Origin of the sequence: Burkholderia latens (genome assembly GCF_001718795.1) — a bacterium.
GTDB classification, from domain to species: domain Bacteria; phylum Pseudomonadota; class Gammaproteobacteria; order Burkholderiales; family Burkholderiaceae; genus Burkholderia; species Burkholderia latens_A.
On sequence record NZ_CP013438.1, the window covers coordinates 791,706 to 806,350 of the forward strand.

At 66.4% G+C, this 14,645-nt stretch carries 15 protein-coding genes; 14 read left to right on the forward strand and 1 reads right to left on the reverse strand.

Annotation, left to right across the window (positions count from 1 at the left end):
- The first annotated feature begins 25 nt into the window (after window positions 1-25).
- From WK25_RS31405 to WK25_RS22955, 7 genes are all read left to right on the forward strand, one after another.
- Complete coding sequence (locus WK25_RS31405) at window positions 26-379, forward strand: hypothetical protein (RefSeq protein ID WP_156789086.1); 354 nt, start codon at window positions 26-28, stop codon at window positions 377-379.
- A gap of 43 nt (window positions 380-422) precedes the next feature.
- Window positions 423-2,813 (forward strand): ATP-binding protein, encoded by a 2,391-nt coding sequence (locus WK25_RS22930; protein ID WP_069242827.1) that lies wholly within the window; start codon window positions 423-425, stop codon window positions 2,811-2,813.
- 2 nt (window positions 2,814-2,815) lie between these two features.
- Window positions 2,816-3,556, forward strand: coding sequence for a methyl-accepting chemotaxis protein (locus WK25_RS22935; RefSeq protein ID WP_226209164.1), 741 nt, complete (start codon window positions 2,816-2,818; stop codon window positions 3,554-3,556).
- A complete protein-coding gene (locus tag WK25_RS22940) occupies window positions 3,553-4,137 on the forward strand; it encodes a hypothetical protein (RefSeq protein ID WP_069242828.1) in 585 nt (194 codons plus the stop codon). The genes WK25_RS22935 and WK25_RS22940 overlap by 4 nt, the downstream gene beginning before the upstream one ends.
- 22 nt (window positions 4,138-4,159) lie before the next feature.
- On the forward strand, window positions 4,160-5,119 hold the full coding sequence (locus WK25_RS22945) for a chemotaxis protein CheX (RefSeq protein WP_059546626.1): 960 nt from the start codon (window positions 4,160-4,162) through the stop codon (window positions 5,117-5,119).
- A gap of 46 nt (window positions 5,120-5,165) precedes the next feature.
- The gene (locus WK25_RS22950; RefSeq protein WP_040139564.1) at window positions 5,166-5,531 is read left to right on the forward strand and encodes a response regulator; all 366 of its coding nucleotides are present in this window, start codon (window positions 5,166-5,168) and stop codon (window positions 5,529-5,531) included.
- 227 nt (window positions 5,532-5,758) lie between these two features.
- Window positions 5,759-6,553 (forward strand): enoyl-CoA hydratase, encoded by a 795-nt coding sequence (locus WK25_RS22955; protein ID WP_069243505.1) that lies wholly within the window; start codon window positions 5,759-5,761, stop codon window positions 6,551-6,553.
- A gap of 197 nt (window positions 6,554-6,750) precedes the next feature.
- On the opposite strand, the gene alr is transcribed toward WK25_RS22955, so the two are convergent.
- Window positions 6,751-7,872, reverse strand: a complete 1,122-nt coding sequence (gene alr / locus WK25_RS22960; protein ID WP_069242829.1) for an alanine racemase — start codon at window positions 7,870-7,872, stop codon at window positions 6,751-6,753.
- Between the two features lie 317 nt (window positions 7,873-8,189).
- Between alr and WK25_RS22965 the strand changes: the two genes are divergently transcribed.
- From WK25_RS22965 to WK25_RS22995, 7 genes are all read left to right on the forward strand, one after another.
- Window positions 8,190-8,561, forward strand: coding sequence for an MAPEG family protein (locus WK25_RS22965; protein ID WP_040139567.1), 372 nt, complete (start codon window positions 8,190-8,192; stop codon window positions 8,559-8,561).
- Between the two features lie 718 nt (window positions 8,562-9,279).
- On the forward strand, window positions 9,280-10,032 hold the full coding sequence (gene glnH, locus WK25_RS22970; protein ID WP_069242830.1) for a glutamine ABC transporter substrate-binding protein GlnH: 753 nt from the start codon (window positions 9,280-9,282) through the stop codon (window positions 10,030-10,032).
- Between the two features lie 66 nt (window positions 10,033-10,098).
- Window positions 10,099-10,755, forward strand: coding sequence for a glutamine ABC transporter permease GlnP (gene glnP, locus WK25_RS22975; protein WP_040139569.1), 657 nt, complete (start codon window positions 10,099-10,101; stop codon window positions 10,753-10,755).
- Window positions 10,752-11,480: a glutamine ABC transporter ATP-binding protein GlnQ gene (gene glnQ / locus WK25_RS22980; RefSeq protein ID WP_069242831.1), complete on the forward strand. Its 729-nt coding sequence runs from the start codon at window positions 10,752-10,754 to the stop codon at window positions 11,478-11,480. The genes glnP and glnQ overlap by 4 nt, the downstream gene beginning before the upstream one ends.
- A gap of 20 nt (window positions 11,481-11,500) precedes the next feature.
- Complete coding sequence (locus WK25_RS22985) at window positions 11,501-12,559, forward strand: C45 family autoproteolytic acyltransferase/hydolase (RefSeq protein ID WP_069242832.1); 1,059 nt, start codon at window positions 11,501-11,503, stop codon at window positions 12,557-12,559.
- A gap of 15 nt (window positions 12,560-12,574) precedes the next feature.
- Window positions 12,575-13,909 (forward strand): aspartate aminotransferase family protein, encoded by a 1,335-nt coding sequence (locus tag WK25_RS22990; RefSeq protein WP_069242833.1) that lies wholly within the window; start codon window positions 12,575-12,577, stop codon window positions 13,907-13,909.
- A 25-nt stretch (window positions 13,910-13,934) separates the two neighbouring features.
- Window positions 13,935-14,489 carry a carboxymuconolactone decarboxylase family protein gene (locus WK25_RS22995; protein WP_040141063.1) on the forward strand — a complete coding sequence of 185 codons (555 nt, stop codon included), beginning with the start codon at window positions 13,935-13,937 and terminating at the stop codon, window positions 14,487-14,489.
- Window positions 14,490-14,645 lie beyond the last annotated feature (156 nt).

The window sequence follows — 14,645 nt, forward strand, 5'->3', positions numbered from 1 at the left end:
GTCGACAGTCTAGAGCGCGCGTGCGGTGACGGGAATCGTCCCGGCGGCGATTGATTGTTTCCTCATCGGAATGAATGTGCGCCCGCAGCGTGTCGAAAATGCAGGGCGGTTGCGTGTGCTGCAGCGCGGGCAGCGCGACGCGCTGCAACGCCCGCTCGTCAATATGCGCGTCGGACGAGTCGCCATCGCAGCGCACAGTGGCTGGAAATCTCTGTTTTTTTTGCAGCCGAGGCGGCGGGTTAACGGCCAATCCGCCAGAAACTTTAGGAATTTCTCCCTGCAATTGATCATTGCGATTTCTTCAATGACCGATCGATTTTCAGTCATCGGACGGTCATACACCTTCCCCGATAATTCGGCGCTCACATTCTTTCATTAGACCAAACGGCGGTCGTACCGGATCGCTGCGGGGAGCTGTACTTATGACCATCCGTCATCGCATTACGCTGCTAGTCGTCCTGACGTTTTTCGCGCTGTCCGCGATCGGCGTGTACGCCGTGTACCAGACGCGCAAGAGCGCGGCCGACGTGCGTCAGGTCACCCAGGGGATCGTGCCGAGCGCGCTTGCGTCGGCCGATCTCGTCGCCGACGTGAAGAACATCCAGATCGCGACGATGACGCTCGTGTACGCGCCCGATGCAAACACGGCCGCGCAGGCGCGCGACGAACTGAAGGCGAAACAGGCCGCGTTGCGCACCGCGCTCGACGCGCAGGCGAAATCGGCCGTCGGACACGCGCAGGAGGGACTCGTCGCGCAGGCAAGGGACAGCGCGACGAACTATTTCGCCGCCATCGACGACACCGTGAAGATGAAGGCCGACGGCAAGCCCGAGATGGCGCAGGCGTACCTGTTCGCGAACGTCGCGCAGTATCGCGACGAGCTCGAAAGCATCGTCGACACGCTGCGCGTCGAGAAGAACCGCCAGAAGGACGACGCGATCCGCGCGCTGAACGGGATGCTGTCGACGACGGCGACTGCGATCGGCGGCGTCGCGGGCACGGCCGTCGTGCTGCTGACCGCGCTCGGCTTCGTGCTGTACCGGCAGATCACGCGTCCGCTGAGCCGGATGCAGACGATGATGAGCGAGATCGCGACGAGCCAGGACTTCACGCGCCGCGTGCCGGTGGGCCGGATGGACGAGATCGGCCATTCGATCGTCGCGTTCAACGGGATGATCGAGAAGATCCAGGAGAACGCTGCGCAACTGAAGCAGAAAACGGCCGACATTCAGGCGATGCTGCAGAACATGCAGCAGGGGATCCTGACCGTCGTTGAAGGCGGCGTCGTGCACGCCGAGTATTCGGCCTACCTCGAGACGATCTTCGAAACCGGCGACATTGCCGGCCGCGACCTGATGGCGCTGGTATTCGACGACTCGAGCATCGGCTCCGACGCGCGCTCGCAGGTCGACGCGGCCGTGCATGCGTGCCTCGGCGAGGACAGCATGAACTTCGCGTTCAACGAGCATCTGCTCGTCAACGAAGTCGCGAAGCGGATGCCCGACGGCCGCGAGAAATGGCTCGACCTGAGCTGGTCGGCAATCACCGACGAGACCGACACGGTCGTGCGGCTGATGCTGTGCGTGCGCGACGTGACGGAGATTCGCGAGTTGACCGCGCAGGCCGGCGAGCAGCAGCGTCGTCTCGAGATGATCGGCGAGATCCTGTCGATCAGCCAGGACAAGTTCCACGACTTCGTGCACAGCGCGAAGGGCTTCCTCAGCGAGAACGAGCGGATGATTCGCCAGCACGAACGCGCTGATCACTCGATCGTCGCGGCGCTGTTCCGCAACATGCACACGATCAAGGGCAATGCGCGCACGTACAGCCTGCAGCACTTGACCAACATCGTGCACGAGGCCGAGCAGGCGTACGAATCGCTGCGCCGCGCGGACGGCGGCCCCGAGTGGAACCGCGACGCGCTGATGGAGGATCTGGCCCGCGTGCGCGACGCGGTCGACCACTACGCGACGATCAACGCGGTCACGCTCGGCCGTCACGGCGAACCGGCGCAGCACGGCGGCGCCGACTATCTGATGGTCGAGCGCGCGCACATCCGCGAGAGCCTGCGCATGCTCGACGGCGCGGATCCGGCGAACGCGAGCGACTGGCGCGCGGCACGCGATTCGGTGCGCCGCCTGCTGAGCCAGCTTGGCACGCATGGCATCGGCGACGCGCTGGGCGGCGTGATCGAGTCGCTGCCGTCGCTTGCGGCCGAGCTCGGCAAGCCGGCGCCGGTCGTGCATATCGACAGCAACGGTCATCGCGTGCGCAGCGAAATCGGCGCGACGCTGAAGAACGTGTTCATGCACCTGCTGCGCAATGCGATCGACCACGGGATCGAAACGTCCGACGAACGGCGCGCGGCCGGCAAGCCGGCGGCAGGGAAGATCGACATCGCGGTCGACGTCGACGACGATGCGCTGCGTTTCGTGCTCGGCGACGACGGCCGCGGGCTGGCACTCGACCGGATTCGCGCGATCGCGCGCGAGCGCGGCTGGATCGACGCCGGCAACGAAGCCGAGTTGACCGATGAAGCGGTGGCCGAACTGATCTTCCGTCCGGGTTTCTCGACGGCACGCGCGGTGACCGAGGTGTCGGGGCGCGGCGTCGGGATGGACGCGGTGCGCAACTTCCTGAAGCGCGACGGCGGAGACATCGCGCTGCGCTTCATCGACGATCGAGTCGGCGCGTCGTATCGCGCATTCGAGACGATCGTTTCGCTGCCCGCACGTTTCGCAGCGGACGGCGCGAACCATGACGTCGAGCAGCCGGCCCGCGTCGGCCTCGCGAACGTCGCCGCGACGGAGTGATCGTGCAAGCGTGGATGATTCATGTCGGGTGCGCGTTGGCGGGCGGCCTCGTGGTCGCGGCGATCGCCGCGATCGTCTGCCGGATCGCGCGTGCGCGGCTCGTCGCGGCGATGACGCGCGAAGACGACGCATTGCGCAACGCGCTCGGCGCGGCGCAAACGCGCGCAGACGAAGCCGCGGCCGCGCATGCCGAAGCGGCGCACGCATGGGCCCGGCGCGAAGCGGAGCTGGAGGAGCGCGTCGCGCGCGAGGCGGCCGATGCGGGCGAACGGCGCGACGCGCTGCAGGCGCTTGCGGCCGAACGCACTGCGTTGTCGCAGCTTGCGACGAAACTCGCCGACGAGGCGGCGCGGCTGCGCGGGCTTGCCGGCACGTTCGAGCGCTGGCACGAACAGATGATTTCGCTGACCACGCAGAACCAGGACATGCGCACGAAGAATCAGGAATTGTCCGCGATCGTCGCGCATGTATCGATCGTATCGCTGAACGCGTCGATCGAAGCCGCGCGCGCGGGGGCCGCCGGACGCGGTTTCTCGATCGTCGCAAGCGAGGTGCGCGGGCTCGCCGCACGTTCGCAGCAACTGTCGAACAGCTATCGCGACAGCCTGAACCGCAACGACCTCGTGACGGCCGCGACCTTCCAGGACATCCAGGCCGGCGGCAAGATGATCACCGCCGCGCTCGCGACGGTCGAGACGCTCGCGGGGCAACTGCATGCACGGCTCGAAGGAGCGGCAGCGTGATCAGCGCGCAGGCCCGAGCCGCTTTCGAGCGGATCTTCTTCGATGCGGCGCGCACGCGGCTCGCGTCCGGCGGCGCATGCGAGATCCGGCCGGTCGTCGTCAATACGCACGACGTGCCGCACGATTCGCCGCGCGCGAGCGCGCGCGCGACGCCGAAGGTCGCCGAGCACGTCGCGGTGCTGACGATCTCCGCGCTGTATTTCCGGCTGTTGCTCGCGCTGCGCTTTCGCGAGGACGAGCCGACGCGCCGGCATTTCGCTGCGTTGTCTCCCGGCTCGGGCACGCAGCGGCCGCTGCCCGAAGCGTTCATGGAGGTCGCGAACCTGTGCTGCGGCGCGATCAACCAGGCATTGACGATGCCGTTCCCCGATCTCGGGATGTCGACGCCTTACCTGCTGAGCGGCGCGAGCGTCGACTATCTGCCGGCGCTGAATCCCGATCACGTGGCCGCTTATGACGTGACGCTCGACGGCGACGTGCGGATCGGTGCGACGCTGTGCGTGTGCGCGAATGCGCCGGTCGACTTCCACGTGCCGGAAGCGGCCGCTGTCGACACCGGCGGCGAACTCGAACTGTTCTGACCGATTCCGAGGACTTCCGGAGATGACCGTAGACCAACCCGTCAGCAAGGTGCTGGTGCTCGACGACAGCCGCGCGCACGCGGCGGCGATCAAGCGCTTCTGCGACGAGCACAACCTCGTTGGCCTTACCGTGCGGCGCAACCGGCTGCTGAAAGTGCTGCGCTCGAACATCGATCTCGGCGCGATTCTGCTCGCCGAAGACTACGGCGGCTCGCCGGCCGAAAGCGCGATCGTCGCCACGCAGATCGACGCGCTGCGGCCGGAACTGCCGATCATCCTGCGCCGCACGTCGGACGCGGCGCGCGATGCGCTGCCCGCTGCACTCGCCCGCGTCGCATGCGCGGCCTACGCCGCCGACGATCTGACGCCGCTCAAGCGCGCGATCGGCGAATACCTGTTCAGCCGCGACTACCCGAACGCGCTCGTGCGAGGCATCGCAGAGATCACCGAGGCGCGTCTCGACGGCCTGTTCCCGGGCATGACGATCGAGCGCGACACGCCGTGCATCGTCCGCGACCAGATCATCTTCGGCGAAGTGTTCAGCCTGATTGCGCTGGAAAGCGCGTGGTGCCGCGGTTACATGCTGTTGCAGACGAGCGAGCAGCCGCTGCTCGACATGATCGGCGGCACGCGCGACGACGGCCGCGCACCTGATTTCCGCGACGTGAACAGCGTGCTGGGCGAGTTGACCAACCTCGTGTGGGGCGCGTTCAAGAACCGTTATCTCGGCGACGCGGAGGCGCTCGCGCGGCATCCGGTGCAGGTGCCGCTCGTCGTCAATCACAAGCAGAAGTTCATTTCGTTCGGCGGAGACTGTCCGCAGCTCTGCTTCAAATACCGGATGACCGACCCTGCATCGGGGCGCTCGGTGCAGCTCGACCAGCGTTTCGTGTTCAGCCTGAGCTGGTCGCCGGAAGATTTCCGCGAGTCGGTGCACGACGTCGGGCCGATGGTCGAGTCGGGCGAACTCGAACTGTTTTGAATGGCATATCGACTGTTGAAGTCGGCAACAACGAAAGGGGAAGACGATGGCAAAGATTCTGGTGGTCGACGATTCTGGTACGGTTCGCGATGAAGTCGCGGGTTTCCTGCGCAATCACGGGCTCGACGTCGCGACCGCGGTGGACGGCAAGGACGGGCTCGCGAAGCTCAAGGCGACGCCGGGCGTTCGCCTCGTAATCAGCGACGTGAACATGCCGAACATGGACGGCCTGACGATGGCCGAGAAGATTCGCGGCGAACTGGCGAACGCGTCGGTCAACATCGTGATGCTGACGACCGAAAGCAGCCCGGCGATGAAGGAGCGCGGCAAGGCGGCCGGCGTGAAGGGCTGGATCGTGAAACCGTTCAAGGGCGACGCGGTGCTCGACGCGCTGAAGAAGCTCGCGGGCTGACGGCGTGCGCGGGCGGTGCGCCGCCGTCGGACGGCGCCTCGCCGAGCAACCGGCGGCGCGCGCCCGGCTCGGCGGCGCGCGTAACGTGCAGCGCATGCCGGCGGTCGCTCCGCTGGACGTCGCCCGCAATGTGGCGCACGATTCGTGATCATGCCGATCGCGAATCGGGGCGGCAGCCGCCCGCGCCATCCGTTCACGGCCGATCCAATCTCGTCGAGCGGAGCAACATGGAATCCAGTCAAGACACATCCGAGCCGATTCTGCTGCGCGACGTGCGCGACGGCGTCGTCACGCTGCGCCTGAACCGGCCGCACCAGTTCAACGCGCTGTCGGAGGCGATGCTCGCAAGCCTGCACGACGCGTTCGACTCGCTCGCTGCCGATTCGCACGTACGCTGCGTCGTGCTTGCCGCCGAGGGCAAGGCCTTCTGCGCGGGCCACGACCTGCGGCAGATGCGCGGCAGGCCCGAACTCGCTTACTACCGCGCACTGTTCGCGCAATGCAGTAGCGTGATGCTGGCGATGCGCGCGTTGCCGGTGCCGGTGATCGCGCGCGTGCAGGGCATTGCGACGGCGGCCGGCTGCCAGCTTGTCGCCGCATGCGATCTCGCGATCGCTGCCGACACCGCGCGCTTCGCGGTGTCGGGCATCAACGTCGGGCTGTTCTGTTCGACGCCGGCCGTTGCGTTGAGTCGCAACGTGTCGGCGAAGCGCGAATTCGACATGCTCGTCACCGGGCGTTTCGTCGATGCGGCGACGGCTGCCGCGTGGGGGCTCGTCAACGAAGCGGTGCCGGAGGACGCGCTCGACGCGGCCGTCGCGCGCAAGGTCGCCGAGATCGTCGCGAAGAGTCCGGCGGCGGTGCGTTACGGCAAGCAGATGTTCTACCGGCAGCGCGAGATGGCGCTCGACGATGCGTACGCGTTCGCGGGCGACGTGATGGCGCGCAACATGATGGAAGAGGACGCGGGCGAGGGAATCGACGCGTTCCTGGAAAAGCGCAAGCCGACTTGGCGGTCGTGACGCGGTGAACTGCGATAGCGTGCATGCGCGTTCGCGGCACCGATCGGTATCGCGCTCGTTGCGCGCAATCGCCGTACATCGTTGAAGGGTCGCAGCGGCAAGCCGGCGCCCGGCGCAGCCGGGAACGAGTTCGCACGATCGGGGCGTGTAAAGACCACCAGCAGACACACGACGCGCAGCTGCGCGTTTGCCGTGCGTTATCGCCCGTAGCTGCCGGTGCGTGGCGCCGGCTGCACCGCCGCCGCACCGGGCGGCACGATCACGACCGGCACGCGGCGCGCAAGCGCGCACATCAGCTCGTAGCCGATCGTGCCGCTGGCTTGCGCGACGTCGTCCACCTTCACCTGATCGCCCCACAGCTCGACGCTCGAGCCGATGCCCGCGCTCGGGCACGGTGTCAGGTCGACGGTCAGCATGTCCATCGACACGCGGCCGACGACGTGCGTGAGCACGCCATCCACCGAGATCGGCGTGCCGGTCGGCGCATGGCGCGGATACCCGTCCGCATAGCCGCACGCGACGACGCCGATCCGCATCGGCCGGTCCGCCGTAAAGCGGCGGCCGTAGCCGACCGTTTCCTGTGGGGCGAGCGTCTGCACGCCGATGATCTTGCTGGTCAGCGTCATCGCGGCCGTCAGCGGCGTGTCGGCGATATGCCGCGACGCCCCCGTCGGCGACGCACCGTACAGGATCGTGCCGGGCCGCACCCAGTCGCGGTGTGCGCCGGGATGCCACAGCACGGCCGCGGAATTCGACGTCGAGCGCTCGCCCGGAATTCCGGCGGTGGCGGCGTCGAACTGTTCGAGCTGCCAGTCGACTTCGCCTTCGTCGGCGTTCGCGAAATGCGTCATCAGCGTGATCTTGCCGATCGACGGCGAGGCTGCGGCGCGCTCCCACGCGGCGCGGAACGCGTGCGGCCGGTAGCCGAGCCGGTTCATTCCCGAGTTCATCTTCAGCTGGATGTCGATCGGCTGCTGCGGCTTCGCGGCGATCAGCAGGTCGAGTTGCTCGTCGCAGTGCACGGCAACGGTCAGCCGATGGCGATCGGCGAGCTCGACGTCGGCCGCCTCGAAAATCCCTTCGAGCAACAGCACCGGTTTGTTCCAGCCGAGCTCGCGAACTCGAACGGCTTCGTCCAGATCGAGCAGCGCGATGCCGTCGGCGGCAGCGAGGCCCGGATAGATCCGCTCGATCCCGTGACCATATGCATTGGCCTTGACCACGGCCCACACGCGCGATTGCGCGGCGGTGCGACGGATGAACTCGAGGTTGTGGCGGACGGCGTCCGGACGGATATGGGCGACGATGGGACGGGGCATGGTCGGGCTCGGGTAGAAAGTCGTTCGGCGCGCGCACGATGGCGCCGCGCGGGTCATCGGGGCTGGCGCGCAAATGCGTGGAGCCAGTGTTGGCCGCTATCTTATTGGTGTTCGACCAGTTTTAATTAACGTATTTGTCGATGATTTGGTGGAAATTGTTGCGTCGCCCGCGTGCCACCCGTATGCCGTCGCGGCCCTCGGGCGCTCGCAATGCCGAGTCTCCCGTCTAGAAAACGGGTACGCGAACCCGGCGGCGCAATGCTAAGCTCTGCGCGACCTTGCCATTGTTCGATGTAATCATAAAAGGAGGAGACTGGATGACGACGTCCCAACTGTGCCTGTTCATCGTCGCGCTGTTGCCATTCCCGATGACGTTCCTGGCGAAGGCCCGCAAGGGGTACGACAACCATGCGCCGCGCGAATACCTGGCGAAGCTCGAAGGCTGGCGTGCGCGGGCGCAGGCGGCCCACCAGAATTCATGGGAAGCGTTCGCACTGTTCACGGCCGCGCTGGTGGTCGCCTGGCACAACGGCGCGAACCCGCAGCACGTCGACCGGCTCGCGATTGCATTCGTCGCGATCCGCGTCGTCTATGCGCTGATGTATCTGCTGAACTGGGCGACGCTGCGCTCGCTCGTGTGGTTCGGCGGAATGGCCTGCGTCGTCGCGCTGTTCTTCGCGACGCCGTGATCGCCGTGACGCGCGCGCATTCAGGAACCCGCGAGGCCCGCGCCGGCAACGTGCACGGGCGCGCTGGGCGCCGCACACGCGGCTGCCGTTGGATGCGTGCGCAACGATCTTCGCGAGCGTGAGCGTCGGCGCGCCGGCTTCGCGGCGCGCGACCAGCGCGAGCGGCACTCGTATCCCGACACATACCGGAGCAGCGCGAGGCTGCAGGCCAGCAATACGGTTTCGCGCATCTGACGTTATCGGCGGCGCGCGGCCGGTGCGCGCACATGCACGATCGACTCCGCTGCGCCGCGCATCCCCTACGTGCGGCCGGAGACCGTGTTGGGCGGCGTCACCTTCACTCATCCGGACCGTCGCGCGCACGCACGCTCCTTGACTGGCTCCCCAGCCGCCATCCCGATTCGTCGATCGCGACGACCCTGCCGCAACCGTGTGGCCACACGTCGAGCCATCCGTGCTTGCGCGCCCGCAACCGCCCGCCGCTCGCCACCGTTTCGCGTTTCCCGCCGTCATCCCTTTTCCTCCGACCAAACCCGTCAGGGCGGGGTTTGTCTGGATGCATTTTCCTGTTGAGGTTTTTTTTGTTGTCGTAGTATCCGCATTGACAACACTTGTTGCACTAAGGTCTAATTGGACATCGCATGTTGCGGTGCGGCTTGATGTCGTCGTTCCCCGGCCAGCCGGCCGGTTACATCGCTCAACCATGCGGAGAAAAGTCATGATTCGCCGTTCCTTCCTGAAAGCCGTCGCGGTCGCAGCCGCGCTCGGCGCCAGCATCGCCCACGCGGATACGAAGACGCTCGTCGTCGGCACCGATACGTCGTTCATGCCGTTCGAGTTCAAGCAGGGCGACAAGTACGTCGGCTTCGATCTCGACCTGTGGGCCGAGATCGCGAAGGACCAGGGCTGGAAATACACGATCCAGCCGATGGACTTCGCGGGCCTGATTCCGGCACTGCAGACGCAGAACATCGACGTTGCGCTGTCGGGCATGACGATCAAGGAAGAGCGGAAGAAGGCGATCGATTTCTCCGCGCCGTATTACGACAGCGGGCTCGCGGCGATGGTGCAGGCGGGCAATACGTCGATCAAGTCGATCGACGACCTGAACGGCAAGGTCATCGCCGCGAAAACGGGCACCGCGACGATCGACTGGATCAAGGCGCACCTGAAGCCGAAGGAAATCCGCCAGTTCCCGAACATCGATCAGGCGTACCTTGCACTCGAGGCCGGCCGCGTCGACGCGGCGATGCACGACACGCCGAACGTGTTGTTCTTCGTGAACAACGAGGGCAAGGGCAAGGTGAAGGTCGCGGGGCAGCCGGTCAGCGGCGACCAGTACGGGATCGGCTTCCCGAAGGGCAGCGCGCTCGTGCCGAAGGTCAACGCGTCGCTCGTGAAAATCAAGGCCGTCGGCCGCTACGCACAGATCTACAAGAAGTGGTTCGGCGCCGAGCCGCCGAAGATGTGAGCGTGACGCCACAACGTGGCGCGGCCGGGCGGCCGCGCCGGTCTTGAATCGAACGGGGAGCAACGCGTGAATTTCGATTGGTCGGCGATCTGGGCGGCGCTGCCGGACCTGATGGACGGGGTCCGGCTGACGGTGTTCATCGCATTTTTCGGGCTGGTGGGCGGGTTCGTCGTCGGGATGATCGCGGGCATGTTCCGCGCATACGGCCCGAAAGCGATGAACGTGCTCGCACAGGTTTATATTGAATTGATCCGCGGCACGCCGATCGTCGTGCAGGTGATGTTCCTGTACTTCGCGCTGCCGCTGCTCGCGCATATCCGCATCGACGGCCTGACGGCCGCGATCATCGCGATCACGGTGAATTCGGGCGCGTATCTCGCGGAGGTCGTGCGCGGCGCGCTGCTGTCGATCCCGAAGGGACTCACGGAGGCGGGGCTCGCGATGGGCCTGTCGATGCCGCGCGTGCTGTTGAAGGTGGTCGGGCCGCTTGCGTTCCGGCGGCTGATCCCGCCGCTCGGCAACCAGTGCATCGTGAGTCTGAAGGACACGTCGCTGTTCATCGTGATCGGCGTCGGCGAGCTGACGCGCAAGGGCCAGGAAATCATTGCCGGCAATTTCCAGGCGGTCGAGATCTGGACCGCGGTAGCCATCATCTACCTGCTGCTGACCGGCGCGATGACGCTGACGCTGCGGCTCGTCGAAAAGAGGATGCGCATCTTATGAGCATGATCGAATTCCAGAACGTGTCGAAGAGCTTCGGCCACGTGCCGGTGCTCAAGCATATCGACCTGAAGATCGACGCAGGCGAAGTGGTGGTCGTGATCGGCCCGTCGGGCTCGGGCAAATCGACGATGCTGCGTTGTATGAACGCGCTCGAGAAGATCACCGGCGGCGAGCTGCTGGTCGACGGCCAGAGCGTGCGCGGCAACGCGTCGACGATCCGCAATATCCGGCTCGAAGCCGGCATGGTGTTCCAGCAATTCAACCTGTTCCCGCAAATGACCGCGCTCGAGAACGTGATGTTCGGGCCGATCCAGGTGCGCGGCGCGTCACGGGCCGACGCGCGCGACCAGGCGATGGCGCTGCTCGACAAGGTCGGCCTCGAATCGCGCGCGAATCACTATCCGTCGGAGCTGTCGGGCGGGCAGCAGCAGCGCGTCGCGATCGCGCGGGCACTGGCCGTCCGGCCGCGGCTGATGCTGTTCGACGAGCCGACGTCGGCGCTCGATCCGGAATTGCGCCACGAAGTGCTGAAGGTGATGCAGGATCTTGCGACCGAAGGGATGACGATGATCGTCGTCACGCACGAGATCGGCTTCGCGAAACGGGTCGGCACGCGGCTGCTGTTCATGGATCAGGGCGGCATCGCCGAGGACGGTCATCCGGCGGATTTGATCGACCGGCCGCCAACACCGCGCCTGAAGGAATTCCTGAAACACGTGTCGTGAACGAAACCGAATCATCTGCCATGCCGCTTTCCCTTTCCCCCGTCATTGCCGGCACGCCGTTCGACATCGGCGTGCGTCTCGGCGAGCTCGCCCGGCCCGAGTTCGACGCCTACATGCAGCAGAGCGGCGCGTGGCATGCCGTGCGCCGCTGGCGCGGCCACCCGTTCGTCGCCGCGCTGCGGCAGGCCGCGCTCGCCGCGTATCCCGAACTCGTTGCGGAGCTGGACGGGATCGCGGCCGGCGTCGGCTGGCCGGCCGACGACATCTTCCTGTGGAATTGCCGCGGCGAACTGATCCACAACGCGCCGGACGGCTGCACGACGCTCGCTGCACGCGGCGCTGACGGCACGCGCTGGATCGCGCACAACGAGGACGGCGATCCATACCTGCGCGAGCGCTGTCTGCTCGTCGACGTGCAGCCGCACGGCAAGCCGGGCTTCATCAGCTTCTATTACCCGGGCTCGCTGCCCGGCCATACGTTCGCCGCGAACCGTGCGGGCGTCGCGCAGGCGATCAACAACCTGCGGATCCGCACGCCTGCGCCCGGCGTGCCGCGAATGGTCCTCGCGCGCGCGGTGCTCGACGCGACGTCGCTCGATGCGGCCGCCGACGTGTTGCGCAAGCACGCGCGCGCAAGCGGCTTCCACCACACGCTCGGCGCGACCGGCGATACGCGGCTTCTCAGCATCGAAGCGAGCGTCGCGCGCTGTTCGGTGCTCGAAGTCGCAGGGATCGCCGGCCACGCGAATCATCTCGTGCATCCGGGATGCGATGCGGAAGCGCAGATCGTCACGCAGTCGTCCGGCGATCGCCAGCGGCGCGTGGACGAGCTGATTGCGCGCATGCCGGGCGGCGATACGATCGACGAAGCGGCGCTGCTGCGCGTGCTTGGCGATCGCGCACCGGAAGGGCTGCCGATCTATCGCGACGATCCCGCCGACCCCGACGACGAAAACACGCTGGCGACGGCAGTGTTCGCGATCCACGACACCGCGATCGACGTCACGATTCATCAACACGGCACGCAGCGCTTCGCGACGCGCATCGTGTCGTCCGCGCGCGCGCGCCGCGCGTCCTGATCCATGAGGCAACGCATGACGACCGTTTTTCATCGCGCACCGCGCGCCACCTTGCCCGTCGCCGTCGCAGGCGACGGCATCGAGATCATCGATTCGACCGGCAAACGCTATATCGACGCGTGCGGCGGCGCGGCCGTGTCGTGCCTCGGCCATAGCAACCAGCGCGTGATCGATGCGATCAAGCGACAGGCGCAGCAGCTGCCGTACGCGCATACGTCGTTCTTCACGACCGACGTGGCCGAGGAACTGGCCGACCGGCTGGTCGAGGCCGCGCCGGCCGGGCTCGAGCACGTTTATTTCGTGTCGGGCGGCTCCGAGGCGATTGAAGCCGCGCTGAAGCTTGCGCGTCAGTACTTCGTCGAGAAGGGCGAGCCGCAACGGCGCCACTTCATCGCGCGCCGGCAGAGCTATCACGGCAACACGCTCGGCGCGCTCGCGATTGGCGGCAACGCATGGCGGCGCGAGCCGTTTCTGCCTCTGTTGATCGAAGCGCATCACGTGAGCCCGTGCTACGCGTATCGCGACCAGGCCGCGGGCGAGACCGACGAAGCGTATGCGCAGCGTCTCGCCGACGAACTCGAGCGGAAGATCGTCGAACTCGGCGCGGAAACCGTCGCGGCGTTCGTCGCGGAAACGGTGGTCGGCGCCACGGCCGGCGCGGTGCCGCCGGTGCGTACCTACCTGCAGAAGATTCGCGCAGTGTGCGACAAGTACGGTGTGCTGCTGATCCTCGACGAAATCATGTCGGGGATGGGCCGCACCGGTTATCTGTTCGCTTGCGACGAAGACGGCGTCGCACCTGATCTGCTGACGATCGCGAAAGGGCTCGGTGCGGGCTACCAGCCGATCGGCGCGACGCTGGTGAGCGATCGCATCTACCGCGCGATCGTCGACGGCTCAGGTTTCTTCCAGCACGGTCACACGTATCTCGGTCATGCAACGGCATGTGCGGCCGCGCTCGAAGTGCAGCGCGTGATCGCCGAAGAGAAGCTGCTCGACAACGTGAAGGCGCGCGGCGAGCAGTTGCGCGCGTCGCTGCGCGAGCATTACGCGACGCATCCGCATGTCGGCGACGTGCGCGGCCGCGGGCTGTTCGTCGGCGTCGAGCTCGTGCGCGATCGCGGCAGCAAGGCGACGTTCGATCCGTCGCTGAAGCTGCATGCCGCGGTCAAGCGCGAGGCGATGCAGCGCGGACTGATGGTGTATCCGATGGGCGGTACGATCGACGGCGTGCACGGCGATCACGTGCTGGTCGCGCCGCCGTTCGTGTGCACCGCGCAGCAGATCGATGCGATCGTCGAGCGGCTGTCCGCATCGATCGATGCGGCGCTCGTATCGGTTGGCGCATGAACCGCCACACTACCGGATCATCACCATGACGGACAGACTTCCTCAGTTCGACCCCGCGTCGGCATCCGACGAGCAGAAGGCCGTGCTCGCCGAGATCCTGAGCGGCCCGCGCGGCAACCTGAACGGGCCGTTTCTCGGCTGGATCGCGAGCCCCGAGCTCGCCCGGCACGCGCAGCGGCTCGGCGCATTCTGCCGCTATCGCACGGGCCTGCCGCTGCGGCTGTCGGAGCTGGCGATACTCGTGACGGCCGCGCGCTGGCGCTCGCAGGCCGAGTGGCACATCCATCATCCGATCGCGCTCGACGCGGGTGTGCCGGCCGCGACGGCCGACGCGATTCGCCGCGGCGTTGCACCGTCGTTCGAATCGGACGACGATGCGCTGATTCATGCATTCGCGACCGAGCTATATGACACCCGGCGTGTGAGCGATGCGACGTTTGCGCGTGCGCGCGCGCGTTTCGGTCACGAGACGGTCGTGAACCTTGTCGCGCTGCTCGGCTATTACGCGCTCGTTGCGATGACGCTCAATACGTTCGATATGCGCGCCGACGGACAAACTGATTTGCCGTTTCCGGAATAATCGCAGCGGGCGCGTGCGGCGGCCGCATGCCGCATGCGCGCCGATTGCGCCGAAAGGCTATTCTGCACGGGCTTTTTGCGTTTTTGTGTGAGTCGATGCGCGTTCGGAGCGCCTCCGTCGCGCGCATCGCATTGCCCGCGCTTCAGTGCACGAAAT

Coding starts and splice junctions, on each gene's coding strand:
- WK25_RS22930 (WP_069242827.1), top strand. CDS start 423: ATGACCATCCGTCATCGCATTACGCTGCTAGTCGTCCTGACGTTTTTC.
- WK25_RS22945 (WP_059546626.1), top strand. CDS start 4,160: ATGACCGTAGACCAACCCGTCAGCAAGGTGCTGGTGCTCGACGACAGC.
- WK25_RS22950 (WP_040139564.1), top strand. CDS start 5,166: ATGGCAAAGATTCTGGTGGTCGACGATTCTGGTACGGTTCGCGATGAA.
- WK25_RS22955 (WP_069243505.1), top strand. CDS start 5,759: ATGGAATCCAGTCAAGACACATCCGAGCCGATTCTGCTGCGCGACGTG.
- alr (WP_069242829.1), bottom strand. CDS start 7,872: ATGCCCCGTCCCATCGTCGCCCATATCCGTCCGGACGCCGTCCGCCAC.
- WK25_RS22965 (WP_040139567.1), top strand. CDS start 8,190: ATGACGACGTCCCAACTGTGCCTGTTCATCGTCGCGCTGTTGCCATTC.
- glnH (WP_069242830.1), top strand. CDS start 9,280: ATGATTCGCCGTTCCTTCCTGAAAGCCGTCGCGGTCGCAGCCGCGCTC.
- glnQ (WP_069242831.1), top strand. CDS start 10,752: ATGAGCATGATCGAATTCCAGAACGTGTCGAAGAGCTTCGGCCACGTG.
- WK25_RS22985 (WP_069242832.1), top strand. CDS start 11,501: ATGCCGCTTTCCCTTTCCCCCGTCATTGCCGGCACGCCGTTCGACATC.
- WK25_RS22990 (WP_069242833.1), top strand. CDS start 12,575: ATGACGACCGTTTTTCATCGCGCACCGCGCGCCACCTTGCCCGTCGCC.
- WK25_RS22995 (WP_040141063.1), top strand. CDS start 13,935: ATGACGGACAGACTTCCTCAGTTCGACCCCGCGTCGGCATCCGACGAG.